This window comes from Micromonospora sp. WMMD712 (genome assembly GCF_029581295.1).
Taxonomy (GTDB): Bacteria; Actinomycetota; Actinomycetes; order Mycobacteriales; family Micromonosporaceae; genus Micromonospora; species Micromonospora carbonacea.
This window is the reverse complement of the sequence record NZ_CP120743.1, coordinates 952,970-969,551: the sequence shown is the minus strand read 5'-3', so window position 1 is coordinate 969,551 and position 16,582 is coordinate 952,970. Positions and strand designations below refer to the sequence as shown.

The 16,582-nt window shown below is 73.7% G+C and carries 10 protein-coding genes; 6 read left to right on the top strand and 4 right to left on the bottom strand.

All coding sequences use genetic code 11. The features are described 5' to 3' along the window. Window positions 1-145: 145 nt before the first annotated feature. A complete protein-coding gene (locus tag O7633_RS03825; protein ID WP_282326051.1) occupies window positions 146-808 on the bottom strand; it encodes a nucleotidyl transferase AbiEii/AbiGii toxin family protein in 663 nt (220 codons plus the stop codon). After that, window positions 805-1,197, bottom strand: coding sequence for a hypothetical protein (locus O7633_RS03820; protein WP_282326050.1), 393 nt, complete (start codon window positions 1,195-1,197; stop codon window positions 805-807). The genes O7633_RS03825 and O7633_RS03820 overlap by 4 nt, the downstream gene beginning before the upstream one ends. Window positions 1,198-1,483: 286 nt before the next feature. On the opposite strand from O7633_RS03820, the gene O7633_RS03815 reads away from it, so the two are divergent. The 6 genes from O7633_RS03815 (at window position 1,484) to O7633_RS03790 (ending at window position 12,572) form a co-directional block, all read left to right on the top strand. Next, window positions 1,484-2,851 carry a hypothetical protein gene (locus O7633_RS03815; protein WP_282326048.1) on the top strand — a complete coding sequence of 456 codons (1,368 nt, stop codon included), beginning with the start codon at window positions 1,484-1,486 and terminating at the stop codon, window positions 2,849-2,851. Window positions 2,852-3,295: 444 nt separating this feature from the next. Further along, window positions 3,296-5,704, top strand: coding sequence for a glycosyltransferase (locus tag O7633_RS03810; protein ID WP_282326046.1), 2,409 nt, complete (start codon window positions 3,296-3,298; stop codon window positions 5,702-5,704). Further along, window positions 5,701-7,344, top strand: a complete 1,644-nt coding sequence (locus O7633_RS03805; protein WP_282326044.1) for a glycosyltransferase family 39 protein — start codon at window positions 5,701-5,703, stop codon at window positions 7,342-7,344. The genes O7633_RS03810 and O7633_RS03805 overlap by 4 nt, the downstream gene beginning before the upstream one ends. Next, window positions 7,341-8,777: an alkaline phosphatase family protein gene (locus O7633_RS03800; protein ID WP_282326043.1), complete on the top strand. Its 1,437-nt coding sequence runs from the start codon at window positions 7,341-7,343 to the stop codon at window positions 8,775-8,777. The genes O7633_RS03805 and O7633_RS03800 overlap by 4 nt, the downstream gene beginning before the upstream one ends. Further along, a complete protein-coding gene (locus O7633_RS03795; RefSeq protein ID WP_282326042.1) occupies window positions 8,774-10,972 on the top strand; it encodes a hypothetical protein in 2,199 nt (732 codons plus the stop codon). The genes O7633_RS03800 and O7633_RS03795 overlap by 4 nt, the downstream gene beginning before the upstream one ends. Before the next feature lie 58 nt (window positions 10,973-11,030). Next, window positions 11,031-12,572, top strand: a complete 1,542-nt coding sequence (locus tag O7633_RS03790) for a DNRLRE domain-containing protein (RefSeq protein WP_282326041.1) — start codon at window positions 11,031-11,033, stop codon at window positions 12,570-12,572. Between the two features lie 67 nt (window positions 12,573-12,639). Here O7633_RS03790 and O7633_RS03785 read toward each other — a convergent pair whose 3' ends face one another. Further along, the gene (locus O7633_RS03785) at window positions 12,640-14,913 is read right to left on the bottom strand and encodes an excinuclease ABC subunit UvrA (RefSeq protein ID WP_282326040.1); all 2,274 of its coding nucleotides are present in this window, start codon (window positions 14,911-14,913) and stop codon (window positions 12,640-12,642) included. Window positions 14,914-15,165: 252 nt separating this feature from the next. Beyond that, complete coding sequence (locus O7633_RS03780) at window positions 15,166-16,365, bottom strand: hypothetical protein (RefSeq protein WP_282326039.1); 1,200 nt, start codon at window positions 16,363-16,365, stop codon at window positions 15,166-15,168. Window positions 16,366-16,582 lie beyond the last annotated feature (217 nt).

Below are 16,582 nucleotides of genomic sequence, written 5' to 3'. Positions count from 1 at the left end.
GCTGCGCACCATAACGAGCCCCCGTCACTCCCGCCACAGCGACCCGATCCGCCGCCGGTCCGCCGGGCCCCCGCCCGGCTGCGGGCCCGGCCGCCGGGCCCCGCGCGGCTGCGAGCCGGTCCGCCGGGCCCCGCCGCGGCGGGCGTCAGCGGGGCCAGCCCGCCAGCCGGGCCCGCAGCCGGGCGACCTGCGCCCCGTCCAGCCCGTACCGGGCGAAGCGACGGTCCGGCAGCCGGTCCAGGTAGTGACCGGCGGCCCGCACGTCCTGCGGATCCAACGCGGGGTCGAGCTGCCGGGCCAGGCCGAGCACCTCGGCGACCGAATAGTGGTCGAGCACCGCCGCCACGTCGATGAAGTCCCGGACCTCCCGCCGGTTGACCAGCGCCGCCGTCTTGTTGGCGACCAGGTCGCGGACGTCCATCACCGGCCCGAGGTCCATCACCACCGGGCTCCGGTTGCGGTCGAGCCGGCCCAGACTCAACCGGATCCGGCGCGGCCCCCGGCTCACCACGAAGTCCTTCATGTCCCGGTCGAACCCGGCGAACAACTCCGCGAGGTCGCTGTCCGGGTCGGCGTCGCTCACCTCGAACCCGGCGCGCTCCAACGCCGCACGCACCCCGGCCGCCGCCGCGGCCGCCGCCCCCTCGACGTCGGCGAAGAGGTCCACGTCCTCCGTCGGGCGGGAGAACAGCCCGTGCGCGGCCCAGGCGACGCCGCCGCCCAGCACGAACCGGTGCCGCCCGGCGACCGACAGGGCCACCCGGGCGACCTCGCGGTAGAAGTCGTCCGGCGGCGCGGCCCCGGTCACGCCGCCGGCAGGGCCCGGTCGCCGGTCAGGACCGCCGGCCCGCCGCCCTCGTGGCGCAGGACCCGGTGCCGGCGTTCCCACGCCTCGCGGACCCCCCGGGGCAGGTTGAGCAGGCACCACACCTGGCGCAACAGGTGACCGTTGACCAACTGGCGCAGGTCGGCCGCGCGGGTGGTCTCACGCAGGACGTTCTCGTACATCCAGAGCAGGTCGTCCGGGTCGCCGAGGTCGAAGGTGCGGTCCGCGCTCCACATCAGGCGTACGGGCAGCTCGACGACGCCCCGGGTCGGACCCGTCAGCTCGGTCAGGGTGGCGGCGACGACAGCGGGGCGGCCCGGGCGGGCCAGGAAGGCCCCGCCGGTCGCGGTGGGGGAGACGACGCCCTGCATGTTGTCAGGGTAACGCCTGGTCGGGCCGACGCGGCACGACCGCCGCCGGACGACCCGCGCGGCGGGCCCCGCCCGAGTGCCCGAACCGCCCCGTTGTGCGCCGGCCTGGCCGGCTTGATCGACTTCATGTCGGGCAGGTGGGGGTATCCCGCCCCGTTGATGCCCCCACCTGCCCGACATCCCGTCACCCCCCGGTCGGGAGGCAGTGACGTCCGGCGGGCTGTTGCGTTCTGTCTGGTATCGGGTCGCACCGCCTGGTCGGCCCCATGTCGGCGGGAGCGGGCTGATGACATGTGCCGCAGTGCTGATCGTGAGTCTCGTCGCCTGCGGCCAGTTGGCCGCCGGCCCGACCCGACTCGCCGAGCCGGTCCGATCCGAGGCGGGCGCGACGGTGTCCCGCCCGAGCGCGGGTGACGACTTCTCGTTGGCCGTGGTGCCGGGCTCGGCGTCGGTGGTGGCCGGGTACCTGGTCCAGGCCACCGTCCGGACGATCACCACGACCGGGGCGGCGCAGGCGGTCTCCCTCACCGTGGGGGGACTGCCCGCGGGGACGGCCGCGACCGTGGAGCCGGCGGTGGTGGCCTCCGGCGGGTCGGCCGTGCTGACCGTGCGGACCTCGGTGTCCACCCGCGCCGGCACGTACGACGTGGTGGTCGCCGCCGCCGGCGCTTCGGCCCGGCACACCGTCGTCTTCCGCCTGCTGGCGCGGGCCCCGGCGGTGATCAGGGCGGCTTTCTACTATCCGTGGTTTCCGGAGGCCTGGCGGCAGCAGGGCCTGGACCCGTTCACCAACTACGTCCCGGTCCGGGGCCGGTACGCCGTCGAGGAGCCGGTGGTGCGGGCGCAGGTCGCGGACATGCGGTACGGCGGCATCACCATGGGTGTCGCGTCGTGGTTCGGTCGGGGCACGGTGACGGACCGGCACTGGCCGGCGATGGTCCGGGCGGCGCAGGGCACCGGGTTCGTCTGGGCGCCCTACTACGAGCCGGAGGGCACGTCGGATCCGACGCCCGAGCGGATCGCCGACGACCTGCACTACCTGCGGGCCACCTACGGCGGGGAGGGCTCGGCGCTGGCCGTGCTGCCCGACCGGGGGATGCCCGTCTTCGTCTACAACGCGGGGGACGTGACGACCGCGCAGGGCTGCGCCACCGTGGACCGCTGGGTCCAGGCCCAGGCGTTGCTCCAGCGGCGGTTCGGGGAGACGGTGAACGTCAACCTGAAGGTCTTTCCCGGCTACCCGGGCTGTTCCGGCGTGGCGGGGGTGGCCGGGTGGCACCAGTACGGGCCGGCCCGGGCCGAGCACGACTTCAGCGGCGCCCCCGGTGAGGGGTCGTACACCGTCTCGCCGGGGTTCTGGAAGGCCGGACTGGCGTACGGCCAGTCGCCGTTCCTGTCCCGGGACCGGGCGCGCTGGCGGGCGGGGCTGGCCCGGATGAACGCCTCGGGGGCGCCCTGGCAGCTCGTGACGACCTACAACGAGTGGGGCGAGGGGACCGCGATCGAGAGTTCCCGGGCCTGCCGTGGCCCCGCCCCGGCGGGAACGTGGTGCGACTGGAGCGATGCCGGCCGGTCCGACTTCATCAGCGACCTGCACGACCAGTTGCCTCCCGCGAGGGACGCCGGGGCGGTCCCGGGGGCGGCGGCACCCTGACCGACCCCGTCCCCGTGCCGCGTCGCCGAAAAGGAATCAGATTCCTTTTCGGCGACGCGGCATTTCTGTGGAAGTTGCGTGAACCGCCGCGCCGGGAGCGGGTCGCAGAAATGCGTGACCTCGTGGTCGGGCCTTTTCCATGGGCTTGCCTCTCGTAAAGCGGACAACTGCCCGCGCATAATGGCTATGTCATTTTTTGGACTGTTCAGACATTGGACCACTCGCGGTCATTCCCCATAACCTCTCCCGTACCCGAGCGAACCTATGGGCCGACGATTCCGTCGGCTTCGAACCGCGTACGTGAATTGCATTCCTGTGCTCATACGCCGTTTCCCAATGACTGTGAATGGCTCCGGGCTGCTCGGGAACCGGAGGCTGGAGAGGTTTCCCATGATCGGACACGGGCCGGACGCCCGCGAACGGCAGGCCGTCGGAGAAGACGCGGTGCCGGAGCCACGCGAGCTGCGCGCCCCGGACGGTGCGCCGCCGCCCCGGCTGACCGTCATCGTGCCGACCCGCGACGAGGCGGAGAACGTCCCCGTGCTGCTGGGCCGCCTCGCCCCGCTGCTGACACCCCTGCGGGCGGAGGTGCTGTTCGTCGACGACAGCGACGACGGCACCGACCAGGCGATCGCCGCGGCGTGCGCCGGGGCCCCGGTGCCCGTACGGCTGCTGCACCGGCCGCCGGAGGCACGGGCCGGTGGCCTGGGCGGGGCCGTCCTGCTCGGCGCCCGGCACGCCCGGGGCGAGTGGGTCCTGGTCATGGACGCGGACCTGCAACACCCGCCGGAGTCGGCCGCGACCCTCGCGGCGGTGGCCATGCGGCACGACGTCGACGTCGTGATCGGCACCCGGTACGCCGGCCGGGGCTCCACCGCCGGCCTGGACGGGCCGCTGCGGGAGGCCACCTCGTCGGTGGCAACCCGGCTGGTGAAGACCATGTTCCCGCGCCGGCTGGCGACGGTGAGCGACCCGATGAGCGGCCTCTTCGCGTTCCGGCGCGCGGCCGTGCGGCTGGACCGGATGAACCCGCTCGGCTTCAAGGTGCTGCTGGAGCTGCTGGTGCGCCACCCCGGCGCGCGGGTCGCCGAGGTCGCGTACGAGATGGCGCCCCGGCACGAGGGCCGGTCCAAGGCGTCCCTGCGGGAGGGGGTGACGTTCCTGCGGCACCTGTCGCGGCTGCGCGGCCGGCGGCTGGTCGGGCAGATCCGGCGTCGCCCGCGCACCCCGGCGGACCGGCTGCGCCAGCTCGTCCGGATGGTCTGCTTCGGGCTGGTCGGGCTGTCCGGGATGGCGGTGAACACCGCGGCGCTCTGGTTCTTCTACGAACCCGCCAGGCTGCATCACCTCCTGGGCGCGGCGCTGGCCACCCAGCTGTCGACCTCGTGGAACTTCCTGCTGGTGGACAACCTGATCTACCGGCGCACCCGGGTCGGTTCCCTGCCGGCCCGGGCGGTGCGGTTCTTCCTGCTCAACAACGTCCTGCTGCTGTTGCGGCTGCCCGTGTTGCAGGCCCTGGTGTTCGCGGGCGTCGGGGTGCTGGTGGCGAACGCGGCCACCCTGGCGGCGCTGTTCCTGGTCCGCTTCCTGGTCAACGACCAGGTCATCTACGCGGCGCTGGACCGCGGCCGGCGCGACCCGGTCCGGCTGCTGATCGCCTCCGGCGCCGCCGAGGCGGTCACCCCGCCGTCGCGGCGGCGCTACCAGTACCTCAAGTACCGCTACGACGTGGCCGGGGTGGTGACCATCGGGTCCCAGATCATGCTGCCCGAGCTGGAGTTCTTCCGGGCCCAGTGGGTCGCCGACGCCGACGTGGACATCGCGGTGCGGGTCAGCGACGTTGGCGGGCGGGGCCCGCAGCGCCGCGCCGCGCTGACCCAGTACGCCGACCGCTCGGTGCTGCGCTACGAGGAGCAGCTCGGGCGGCTGGGCGCGAACTTCCGCATCCAGCTCGGCTCGCCCATCGAGATCCAGGTCGGCCCGCTGCTGGCCCGGTCCCCGCACGTGGTCTACACGAACATCGTCGAGGCGCTGCTGCGGTTCGTGATGGTCGCCCGGGGCCACATGCTGCTGCACTCGGCCTGCGTGACCCTCGACGGGGTCGGGGTGATGCTCTCCGCGCTCACCGACACCGGCAAGACCGCGACCGTGCTGCGCCTGCTGCGCGACCACGGCGGGCTGTTCCTCTCCGACGACATGACGATCGTGCGGCCCGACGGCACCGCGACCTGCTTCCCGAAGCCGCTGACCATCAGCGCGCACACCCTGCGGGCCGTGCAGGCGCAGGACCTGACGCCCCGGGAGTGGCGGCGGTTGCAGTGGCAGAGCCGCCTGCACTCCAAGGGGGGCCGGTCGCTGGCGCTGGCCCTGGCCCGGTTCAACCTGCCGATCATGGGCATCAACGCCGTCACCCAACTGCTGGTGCCGCCGCCCAAGTACAGCGTCGACCGGCTGGTGCCGTGCCGCATCGGCACCACCGCCCGGGTCGAGGAGCTCTTCGTCATCGAGCGCGGCCGGCCCGCGACGAGCGAGCTCGACCACGACGAGACGGTGACCCGGATGATCCGCAACACCGACGACGCGTACGGCTTCCCGCCCTTCCGGTATCTCGCGCCGTCGCTGGCCATCGACGGCCTGCACTACCCGGAGCTGCGCCTGCGGGAGCGGGAGATCCTGGCCGGCTTCCTGTCCCGGGTCCGCAGCCGGGTGCTCGTCTCCGACCGGTTCGGCTGGGCCGACGACATCCCCCGGCTGCTGCGCGGCGAGCGCGGCGCGGCGGCGGCCCCCGTCGTGCCCGCCCAGGGGTGGCCGCGCTGGAGCGGGGACCTGACGGTCGCCGGGGAGCCCGCGTGAGCCAGCCGGGCACCGCCACGGCCGTCGTGCCGGGCCAGCGCCGGGACCACCCGGACGGCCCGGTCCGCCGCGGGTTCCCGCCGCCGGCGGGGTGGCTGCCGGCCCTGACCCGCCGCCGGTGGGCGGTGGCCGCCGCGCTGGCCGCGATCGGCGGGCTGGCCCTGCTCGTCCGGTCCTGGCGGATCGACCTCTTCGGCTTCAACAGCGACGAGGTGGTCTACGCCGGGCAGGCCGCCTCCCTGGCCGGCAACCCCGGCTACACGGACCTGTTCCCGGTGTTCCGGGCGCACCCGATGCTGTTCCAGGCGGTGCTGTCGCCGCTGCTGCGGTCCGGCGAGGTGGGCATGGGCGGCCGGTGGTTCGTCGCCGTGATCGGGGTGCTCACCGTCCTGGCGGTGTACCCGCTGGGGGCCCGTCTCTACGGCCGGCGCGTCGGGCTGCTCGCCGCGCTGCTGCTCGCGGTCATGCCGTACCACGTGATCGTGACCCGGCAGATCCTGCTGGACGGGCCGATGGTGCTGCTCAGCACGCTGACGCTCTACTGCCTGGTCCGCTACGTGCAGCGGCAGGAACTGGCCTGGTACCTGGCCACCGCCGGGATGCTCGGGCTCACCATGCTGGCGAAGGAGACCAGCGTCGTGCTGGCCGGCAGCGTCTACGCGTTCCTGGCGCTGACCCCGCGCGTGCGGCGGCCGGTGCGGGCCACCCTGCTGGTCCTGCCGGCGCTGGCCGTGGTCTTCGCGGCGCACCCCGTCTCCCAGGCCCTCGCCGGTGGGTCGAACAGCGGCCGCAACTACCTGGTGTGGCAGTTGTTCCGCCGGCCCAACCATCCCATGTCGTTCTACCTGGAGACCGTGCCGGCGGCGCTGGGCGTGCTGCTGCTCGTCGCCGCGGCGGGCGGCCTCTGGTGGGCCCGCAGGCGCAACGGCTGGCGGGAGACGCTGCTGCTGTCCTGGATCGCCGTGCCGGTGGTGTTCTTCGAGCTCTGGCCGGTGAAGGGCTTCCAGTACCTGCTGCCGGTGGCGGTGCCGGTGGCGCTGCTCGGCGCGCGGGCCCTGCTCCTGGTGCCGGTGCCGGCGCGGCTGCGCTGGCCCGGCCGGGGCGGCACCGCCCGCCCGGTGCCGGCCCGCGCCGGCCGGGCGCTGCGGCTGGCCGCCGTCGCCCTGGTCGTCTCGACGCTGGCGGCCTCGTCCTGGGACGCGGTCAGCCACCAGGGCCGCTCGACGTTCCTCGCCGGCTCCGGCGGCGTGCCGGGCGGCCGGGAGGCGGGACGCTGGATCACCGCGCACACCCCGGAGGGCTCGGTGATCCTCACGCTGGGCCCCTCCATGTCGAACATCGTGCGGTTCTACAGCCGGCGGCAGAGCTACGGCCTGTCGGTGAGCCCGAACCCGCTGCACCGCAACCCGTCCTACGTGCCGCTGAACAACCCGGACGGGTGGCTGCGCAACAACAATCTGCACTACGTCGTGTGGGACTCGTTCTCCGCGCGGCGGTCCCCCTTCTTCGCCGACCGGCTGATGACGCTCGTCCGCCGGTACCACGGCCGGGTCGTGCACACCGAGTACGTCGGGACCGCCGACGCCTCGGGTCGCGTGACGCCGGTGCCCGTGGTGGTCGTCTACGAGGTGCGTCCATGATCCGTCCGACCCCCGTCCACCCGTCCGCCGCCGTGCCGCGGCGGGCCCGCCGGACGCCGCTCGTCGCCGTGCTGGCGGGCCTGGCCCTGGCGGCCTGGCCGTCGGCGGCGCTGGCCCGGCCCGCCCCGGCCCCGAGCGCCCCGGCCCCGAGCGCCCCGGCCCCGAGCGCCCCGGCCCCGGCGGCCCCCCGCACGGCCACGCCCGTCGAGCACTTCGTCTTCCTCATGCAGGAGAACCACACCTTCGACAACTACTTCGGCACCCGGCCGGGCGTCGACGGGTACCCGAAGGACGTCTGCATGCCGGTGCGACGGGGCGTGCCGGAGCCCTGCGTCACCCCGTTCCACATCGGCAAGCTAGGCGCGATCGACCTGGACCACTCCGCCGAGGCGTTCCGCACCCAGTTCAACGGCGGCCGGATGGACGGCTTCGTCGAGGGGGTGAGCAAGCAGGGCAAGGACGGCCGGATGGCGATGGCCTACTACGACGAGCGGGACCTGCCCTACTACTGGAACATCGCCGACGAGTACGTGCTGTTCGACCGCTTCTTCAGCTCCTCCAACTCCGGCAGCATCCGCAACCACATGTACCGGGTGACCGGCGGGCCGGGCGCCGCCGGCAAGGCCGAGACCATCCCGGCGCAGGGCTGGGGGGACATCCCCACCATCTTCGACCGGTTGGAGGCCGCCGGGATCAGCTGGAAGTTCTACGTGCAGAACTACGACCCGACGATCACCTTCCGGTCCCGGGTGGAGGAGGAGAACATCGACCGGGGCGCGCAGGTGATCTGGGTGCCGCTGCTCGCGTACGCCCGCTACGTCGACGACCCCCGGCTGTCCAGCAAGATCGTCGACCTGGACGAGTACTACACCGACGCCGCCCGGGGCGACCTGCCGGCCGTGTCGTTCATCGCCCCGGCGGGCAACAGCGAACACCCGCCCGGCAACATCGGCTCCGGCCAGAACCTCGTCCGGGCGCTGCTCACCCAGCTCATGCGCTCCCCGGACTGGCCGTCGTCGGCGTTCCTGTGGTCCTACGACGACTGGGGCGGCTGGTACGACCACGTCACCCCGCCCCAGGTCGACCGCTACGGCTACGGCTTCCGCGTGCCCGCGCTGCTGGTCAGCCCGTACGCCCGCCGGGGGTACGTCGACTCGACCACCCTCGACTTCACCTCCGCCCTGAAGTTCATCGAGGTCAACTGGGGGGTGCAGCCGCTGGCCAGCCGGGACGCGAAGGCGCAGACGTTCCTGGGCGCGTTCGACTTCGACGCCCCGCCGCGCCCCGGCGTGCTGCTCAGCGCCGAGCGGGTGCCGGTGGCGGTGCACCGCCCCGACCCCCGGCCGGTCTACGCCTCGTACGCCGTCGCGGTCGGCCTGGTCGCGGCGCTGGTCGCGGCGGCGGCGCTGCGCGGCCGGCGGAGGCACCGGTGACCGCCCGGCGGCTGCTGCCGCTGCTGCTGGGCGTGCTCGCGGCGCTGCTCCTGCCGACGCCCGCCGTGGCCGCGCCCGCCTCCGCGCTGCCCGGCACGTTGAAGATCCAGATGGTGCCGCCGATCAGGGGCGTGGTGGTGACGGTCGACGGCAACACGGCCCGCTCCGACCCCAAGGGGATGCTGCGCGTGCGGGTGCGCAACTTCACCGGCCTGGACCAGCGGTTCACGGTGGTGCCCACCGAGGTGGGCCCCGACCGCCGGGTGCTGCTCGACCGGTTCCGGGGCAGCCTCGACCACGGGGTGCACAGCCGCACCGTCGAGGTGGGGCTGCGCACGCAGCGCCGCGTCACGTGGCGCTACGCCGACCGCGACGGCGCGCCGGTCCCCGTCGAGCGGGTGACCGAGATGCGGCTGCGCAGCAACACCGGCGAGGTGATCGAGCTGACCGGGGCCGACCTGGCCCGGCCGCTCTGGGTCGCCGAGAGCCGCACCCAGCAGGGCCCCCGGGGGTTGGCCTCCAAGCAGCTCTACTACGTCGTCGACACCGTCATGGTCGACGGCACGTCGGTGGTGAACCGGGCGGGCCACAAGTTCGTCCCGTGGGAACGCCAGGACTGGCTGATCGAGCTGCTCTTCTTCAAGGTGTCCTTCTCCGCCGACGACATGTTCTTCGCCCGGCGGGCCGGCGACGCCATCCGGCTCACCCGCGCCGACGGGCGCGTGCAACGGCTGCCGTTCGCCGCCGACGGCAGCGTCCTGGTGCCCGACCTGCCCCGGGGCACCTACACGGTGACCGTGCTCGGCGGCGGGGTCTCCTTCGGGCGGCCGGTGAGCATCAGCCGCGACCAGCAGGTGACGCTCAGCGTGATCAGCCCCGTCGACCTTGCGCTGGTGGTGCTCGGCGTGCTCGGGGTGGCGGTCGGCCTGGTCCTGGCCGGCCGGCCGGCGCTGCGGCGGCGGCTGCGGGTCCGGCTGCCCCGCCGGGCGCGCGCGGCCCACCAGCGGACCGGCCGGTGGCGGCGGCCGCTGCGGCTCGGGCTGGGGTCCGTCCTGGCGGCGCTGCTGGTGGCCGCCGTCGTCGGGGTGGTCGCGTCGCGGCCCGCCCGGGCGGCGGACGGCGCCGCGCCGGCCACCCCCGCCGCCGCCCCGGTCCCCGTGTTCGCCCATTACTACATCTGGTTCAACCCGACATCGTGGAACCGGGCGAAGATCGACTATCCGCAGCTCGGGCGGTACTCCAGCGACGACACCGAGATCATGCGGCGGCACGTGCGGATGGCGAAGGCGGCCGGGGTGACCGGCTTCCTGGTCTCCTGGAAGCACACCCCGCAGCTCGACGACCGGTTGGCCAAGCTGGTCGAGGTGGCCCGGGCGGAGGACTTCCGGCTCGGCATCGTCTACCAGGGGCTCGACTTCAGCCGCAAGCCCCTGCCCCTGGCCACCGTCCGCGCCGACCTCGACCTCTTCGCCACCCGCTACGCCACCGACGCGGTCTTCGACGTCTTCGACAAGCCGGTGGTGATCTGGAACGGCAGCGACCGGTTCACCGCCGCCGAGGTCGCCGACACCGTCCGCGTCGCACGGCAGCGGCTGCTGGTTCTCGGCGCCGCCAAGTCCACCGAGGAGGTCGCGGCGTACGGCACGGCGCTCGACGGCCACGCGTACTACTGGTCGTCGGGTGACCCGGTCGACGGCCGCACGCAGAACCGGCTGGCGGCGATGTCCCGGGCGGTGCACCTGCACGGCGGGCTGTGGATCGCCCCGGTCGCCCCCGGGTACGACGCCCGCCAGCTCGGCGGGCAGCGGGAGGTGGACCGCCGCGACGGCGAGACGCTGCGGGCGTCGTTCGCCGCCGCGCGGCTGTCCCAACCCGACGCGCTCGGTGTGATCAGCTGGAACGAGTTCAGCGAGAACACCCATATCGAGCCGAGCGAGCGGTTCGGCGTGAGATACCTGGAGGTGCTGGCGGACCTGCTGGGCGTCGACGTCGACGACGACGTGGCGATGGACAGCCAGCAGGAGCACGACGACCACTGGGGCCTGCCCGCCTGGGGCGCCGTGGTGGCCAGCGGCGGCGTCCTCGCCGTGCTGCCGCTGTGGGTGTTCCTCCGCCGCCGGCGTTCGCCGGACGGCGCGGCGCCACCGGCGCAGCGCGGCGCCGACCACGACGTGGAGGCGCCTGTGGACAACTGACGGGGCGGCGTCCCGCCCCGGGCGTCGCCCCGACCTCGTGTACGGGGCTGGAGGAGTCATGACAAGTGAACACCGCAGGACTGCGGGCCGCGCCGTGGCGGTCCTGCTGCTGGCGGGCGCGGCCCTGGCGGGGCCCGCCGCGCCGGCCGCGGCGGCGACCCTGACCCCGGCGGCCGACGCCACCGTGGACGCCGACCACCCCGACCGCAACTACGGCACGGCCGTCTCGCTGCGGGTCGACGGCTCGCCGCGCGAGGTCGCCTACCTGCGCTTCGACGTCACCGGCGCCGGGGCGGAGGCGTCGGCGGTGCTGCGCCTGTACGCCGAGACGGCGAGCAGCACCGGGCTGAGCGTGCACGGCGTCTCCGCCGTCGACTGGCGGGAGGACACGCTGACCTACCAGAACGCCCCGCCGATCGGGCCCGCCGTCGCCAGCAGCGGACCGACCGCGGCCGACACGTGGCTCTCCGTCGACGTGTCGGCGCTGGTCGCCGGGGACGGGCCGGTGACCCTGGCGCTCACCACGACCAACGACACCGGATTCCGGCTCACCGGCCGCGAGGGCACGGACACGCGGATGCCTCAGCTGATCGTCCCCGCCCCGCCGAACCCGTCGCCGTACACGATCAGCCGCGTCGGGGACGCCACCTACCGCGCCGTCTCCCAGGTGACGGGGCAGACCTGGACGGGCAGCCTCAAGAGCGTGGTGGAGAGCGCGGCGGCCGACGTGAACCGGCTCGGCGGCGGCACGATCGTGTTCACCGCCGGCACGTTCGACCTGGGCACGGAGTTCTTCAAGCTGGTGGGGCTGCGCAACGTGACGTTCGCGGGCGCGGGGATGGACCTCACGCTGATCCGCAACTACAGCTCCGCCGCCGCCGACACCGAGCCGTTCAACACGAAAGGGCTGGACGGCGGGGTGGTCCGGGACCTCACCGTGTCGGCCGGCGGCCCGCCCCGCACCACCAGCGACGCCCTCGACTTCGACGACGGCAACAACATGCTGGTGGAGCGGGTGCGGGTGACCGCGTCCCGGGGGCGGGGCATCATCTTCGACGGCAAGAACCAGACCTGGACCTCGATGGGCAACACGGTGCGCGACTGCCAGGTCAGCGGCACCGCCAGCGACGGCATCGAGCTGCTGGCGACCAGCGGGGACACCGTCACCGGCTGCGAGATCACCGATGTCGGCGGGCACGGGATCCAGGTCAACCGGTCGTCGCCGACCGCCGACCAGCCGAACAAGACCGCCGACGACAACCTCGTCAGCGGCAACCGGATCGACCAGGCCGGGCAGGACGGCATCAACGTCGACGGCGGCGACGACAACCACATCGTCGACAACCATGTCGCCAACAGCGCCGACGACACCGCCGGCCGCGACGGCATCCGGATCACCACGGCCCCGGGGGTGCCCTGCTCCGGCAACGTCGTCAGCGGCGACGTGGCCACCGACTTCCAGGCCGTCAAGACCCAGCGGTACGGCCTGAACATCGCCTCCCCGGGCTGCGTGGCGACGGTCGTGGGGCCGGGCAACAACCTCGCCGGCAACCTGTCCGGGGCGATGCGGGACGCCGGCACCGGGACGGTCTTCCGGTAGCCCCGGGCACCCGCCGGGGGCGGGTCGGGTCCGCCGGGCCGACGGCGGCGGTGGACCCGGCCCGGCCTCACCTGCCGACGTACTCGCGCAGGTGGGTGGCGGTGCGCGTGTCCCCGTGGGCGACCAGGTCGGCCGGGGTGCCGGTGAACACGATCCGGCCGCCGTCGTGGCCGGCGCCCGGGCCGAGGTCGATGATCCAGTCCGCGTGCGCCATCACCGCCTGGTGGTGCTCGACGACGACCACGGTGTTGCCGGCGTCGACCAGCCGGTCCAGCAGGGCCAGCAGCCTGTCGACGTCGGCCAGGTGCAGGCCGGTGGTGGGCTCGTCCAGCACGTAGGTGTGCGCCTTCTCGCCCATGTGGATGGCCAGCTTGAGCCGCTGCCGCTCGCCGCCGGAGAGGGTGGTCAGCGGCTGGCCGAGACCGAGGTAGCCCAGGCCGACGTCGGCCAGGCGGTCCAGCACCGCGCGGGCCGGCCCGCTCGGGAAGAAGCCCTGCGCCTCGGTCACCGACATGCCGAGCACCTCGCTGATGTTCTTGCCCCGCAGCGTGTACGCGAGCACCTGCGGGGTGAACCGGCGGCCCTCGCACTCCTCGCACACCGAGGCGACGCCGGCCATCATCGCGAGGTCGGTGTAGACGACGCCGATGCCCCGGCACTTCGGGCAGGCCCCCTCGGAGTTGGCGCTGAACAGCGCCGGCCGGACCTTGTTGGCCCTGGCGAAGGCGGCCCGGACCGGGTCGAGCAGGCCGGTGTAGGTGGCCGGGTTGCTGCGCCGGGAGCCGCGGATGGGGGACTGGTCGACGACGACCACCCCCTCCCGGCGGGGCAGGCAGCCGTGGATCAGCGAGCTCTTGCCGGAGCCGGCCACGCCGGTGACGACGGTCAGCACGGCGAGCGGCACATCGACGTCGACGCTGCGCAGGTTGTGCAGGTCGGCGCCGCGGATCGGCAGGTGGCCGGTGGGCGTGCGGACCCGGTCCCGCAGCCGCGCCCGGTGGTCCAGGTGCCGGCCGGTCAGGCAGTCGGCGCGGCGCAGCCCGGCGACGTCCCCGGCGTAGCAGATCCGGCCGCCGTCCGGGCCGGCCCCCGGGCCGAGGTCGACCACGTGGTCGGCGATCGCGATGGTCTCCGGCTTGTGCTCCACGACCAGCACCGTGTTGCCCTTGTCCCGCAGGCGCAGCAGCAGGCCGTTCATCCGGGCGATGTCGTGCGGGTGCAGCCCGACCGTCGGTTCGTCGAAGACGTACGTGACGTCGGTGAGGCTGGAGCCGAGGTGCCGGACCATCTTGACCCGTTGGGCCTCCCCGCCGGACAGGGTGCCCGACTCGCGGTCGAGGCTGAGGTAACCCAGGCCGATCTCGACCAGCGAGTCGAGCAGCTCCCGCAGGTTGGCCACCAGCGGGGCCACCGACGGGTCGTCGATGCCCCGCACGAACGCGGCGAGGTCGCTGATCTGCATCGCGCTGCACTCGGCGATGTTGCGGCCGGCGATCCGCGCGGACAGGGCGGCCTGGTTGAGCCGGGCGCCGGCGCAGTCGCCGCAGGTCGCGAACGTGACCGCCCGTTCGACGAACGCCTTGATGTGCGGCTGCGTCGGCTCCTTGTCCTTGCTCAGGTAGAGCCGGCGGACCTTCACCGCCAGGCCCTCGTAGGTGATGGTGTGGTTGCCGACCTTCATCTTGGTGGCCGGCTTGTGCAGGAAGTCCCGCCACTGCTGCGCGGTGAAGTCCTGGAGCTTGACGTCGGGGTCGAACAGGCCGGAGCCGACGATGCTCTGCCAGTACCAGGAGTCGACCGCGAAGTTCGGCACGGTGATCGCCCCGTCGTTGAGCGAGCGCTCCACGTCGACGAGCTGGTCGACGTCGAGGTCGGAGACCCGGCCGAGCCCTTCGCAGGTGGGGCACATCCCCTCGGCGAGGTTGAAGCTGAACGCGCCGGCCGGGCCGACGTGCGGCTGCCCCAGCCGGCTGAAGACGATGCGCAGCATCGCGTACGCGTCGGTCGCGGTGCCGACGGTCGAGCGCGAGTTGGCCCCCATCCGCTCCTGGTCGACGACGATCGCGGCGCTGAGGTTGCGCAGCGAGTCGACGTCGGGCCGGGACAGGCTGGGCATGAACGACTGGAGGAAGGCGCTGTACGTCTCGTTGATCATCCGCTGCGACTCGGCGGCGATGGTGCCGAACACGAGCGAGGACTTCCCCGAGCCGGAGACGCCGGTGAAGACGGTGAGGCGGCGCTTCGGGATGTCCACCGAGACGGACGCGAGGTTGTTCTCCCGGGCGCCGCGCACCTCGATCATGTCGTGGCTGTCGGCGATGGACCGTGCTGGCTGCGTCATGCGAACCCTTCACGCGGGCGACGGGTGGAGTGGCCCCGGCCGGTGGTCGGCCCCGGGCCTGGTCGCTTCCATTGTCTCATTCGACCGACCGTGAAGACTTTTCTCGGCGCTTCCCGCGCTGGGGTGCGCCCGATGGTGGAAAAGTCTCAAAGCGAGGGCATCCGGAGCGGGTCCGGCCCCGGCGCACGCCGACGGGCCCCGCCCGGTGGGGGTCCACCGGGCGGGGCCCGTCCGATCGGGTCGGCCCGTCGGTCAGTTCAGGCCACAGGTGGCCAGGTCCAGGCGGGGGTCGGGGCGCTGGCCGGTGACCCGGCCGATGTCGGTGGCGATCCGGTTGAGCACCGCCACCCGCTTGTCCTTCAGCGGGCCGAGGATGGCGTTGTTGACGAAGTTCGGGCCGCCCTCCGGCCGGACCGCGAGCTGGGCGAGGCGGGCGTCGGCCTCGGCGATCTGCTGGTCGAGCTGGTTCAGCTCGCCCTGCACCTGACCGGCGGCGGCAGCGGGCACCGCGCCGAGCTGGTTGCGCACGTTCGGGCAGTTCACCGTCTGCGCCGCGCCGGCGTTGCCGCCGGTGTTGCCGTTGCCCGCGTTGTTGCCGGCCCCCGCGTTGCCGCCGTTGTTGCCGGTGTTGCCGTTGCCCGCGTTGTTGCCGCCGGTCGCGTTGCCGCCCGCCGCGTTGCCCGCCCCGGCGGCGTTGAGGCCGCAGGTGGCGAGGCCGGACAGGTCGGGGCGCTGCCCGCCGGCCCGCGCGATGTTGATCGCGATCCGGTCGAGCACGGCGATCCGCTTGCTCCTCAGCGGGCCGAGGACGGCGTTGTTGACGAAGTTCGGGCCGCCCTCGGGCTTCACGGCGAGCTGGGCGAGGCGGGCGTTCGCGGCGGCGATCTCCCGGTCCAGGTTGGCCAGCTCCTGCTGGACCCCCGCCGCCGCGCCGGCCGGCACGGCCGGCAGCTGGCCGCGCACGTCGGGGCAGTTCACGGTCTGCGCGCCGCCGGCCGCGACCGCGCCGTCGCTGCCGGCGTTGCCGTTGTTGCCGCCCGCGTCGGCCGGGGCCGCGCCGTTGCGCAGCGTGCAGGTGGCGAGCTGGTCGAGGCCGGCCGGGGCGGTGCCGCCGACCCGGGTGATGTTCAGCCGGATCCGGTCGAGCACGGCGCGGCGCTTGCCGGCGATGTCGTTGAGCTGGCCGTTCGCGGCCCCCGGCTCGCGGGCCAGCCGGGCGTTGACGTTGGCGATCTGGGTCTCCAGGTTGCGCAGCTCCTGGTCCACTCCCGCCTTCGCGGCCGCCGGCACCGCGCCCAGCTTGTCGGCCACGGTCGGACAGGTGACCGACACCGCCGTCGCCGTGCTCTCGCCGGCGTTGGCCAGCGACAGCCCGGCACCGAGCGCCAGTGCCGCGAAGGCACCGACCCCGCCGAGCTTCAGGACGGCATTCTTTCGCGTGCGCCTGACCATGCACCTCTCCTTGTCCTGACCGCCGCAGCGTCCGGGGTCAATTTCCGAACGCGTCGCCGACGGTGTGCCGTGACGATTGAAGGAAACCGGAGACCGGCCGGTGGGAACGGCGTCACGCCCGTTCCCGGAATTGTTCCGGACGGTTACACGGACAGGCGGATACGTCGTGACCGACCCGGCATGGCGGTCGTGGACGACCCGTTTTCCTTCGCCCGTG

Bases quoted from the DNA above. Each gene is read 5' to 3' on its own strand.
- O7633_RS03820 (WP_282326050.1), bottom strand. From the start codon at position 1,197: ATGCAGGGCGTCGTCTCCCCCACCGCGACCGGCGGGGCCTTCCTGGCC.
- O7633_RS03815 (WP_282326048.1), top strand. From the start codon at position 1,484: ATGACATGTGCCGCAGTGCTGATCGTGAGTCTCGTCGCCTGCGGCCAG.
- O7633_RS03800 (WP_282326043.1), top strand. From the start codon at position 7,341: ATGATCCGTCCGACCCCCGTCCACCCGTCCGCCGCCGTGCCGCGGCGG.
- O7633_RS03790 (WP_282326041.1), top strand. From the start codon at position 11,031: ATGACAAGTGAACACCGCAGGACTGCGGGCCGCGCCGTGGCGGTCCTG.
- O7633_RS03785 (WP_282326040.1), bottom strand. From the start codon at position 14,913: ATGACGCAGCCAGCACGGTCCATCGCCGACAGCCACGACATGATCGAG.
- O7633_RS03780 (WP_282326039.1), bottom strand. From the start codon at position 16,365: ATGGTCAGGCGCACGCGAAAGAATGCCGTCCTGAAGCTCGGCGGGGTC.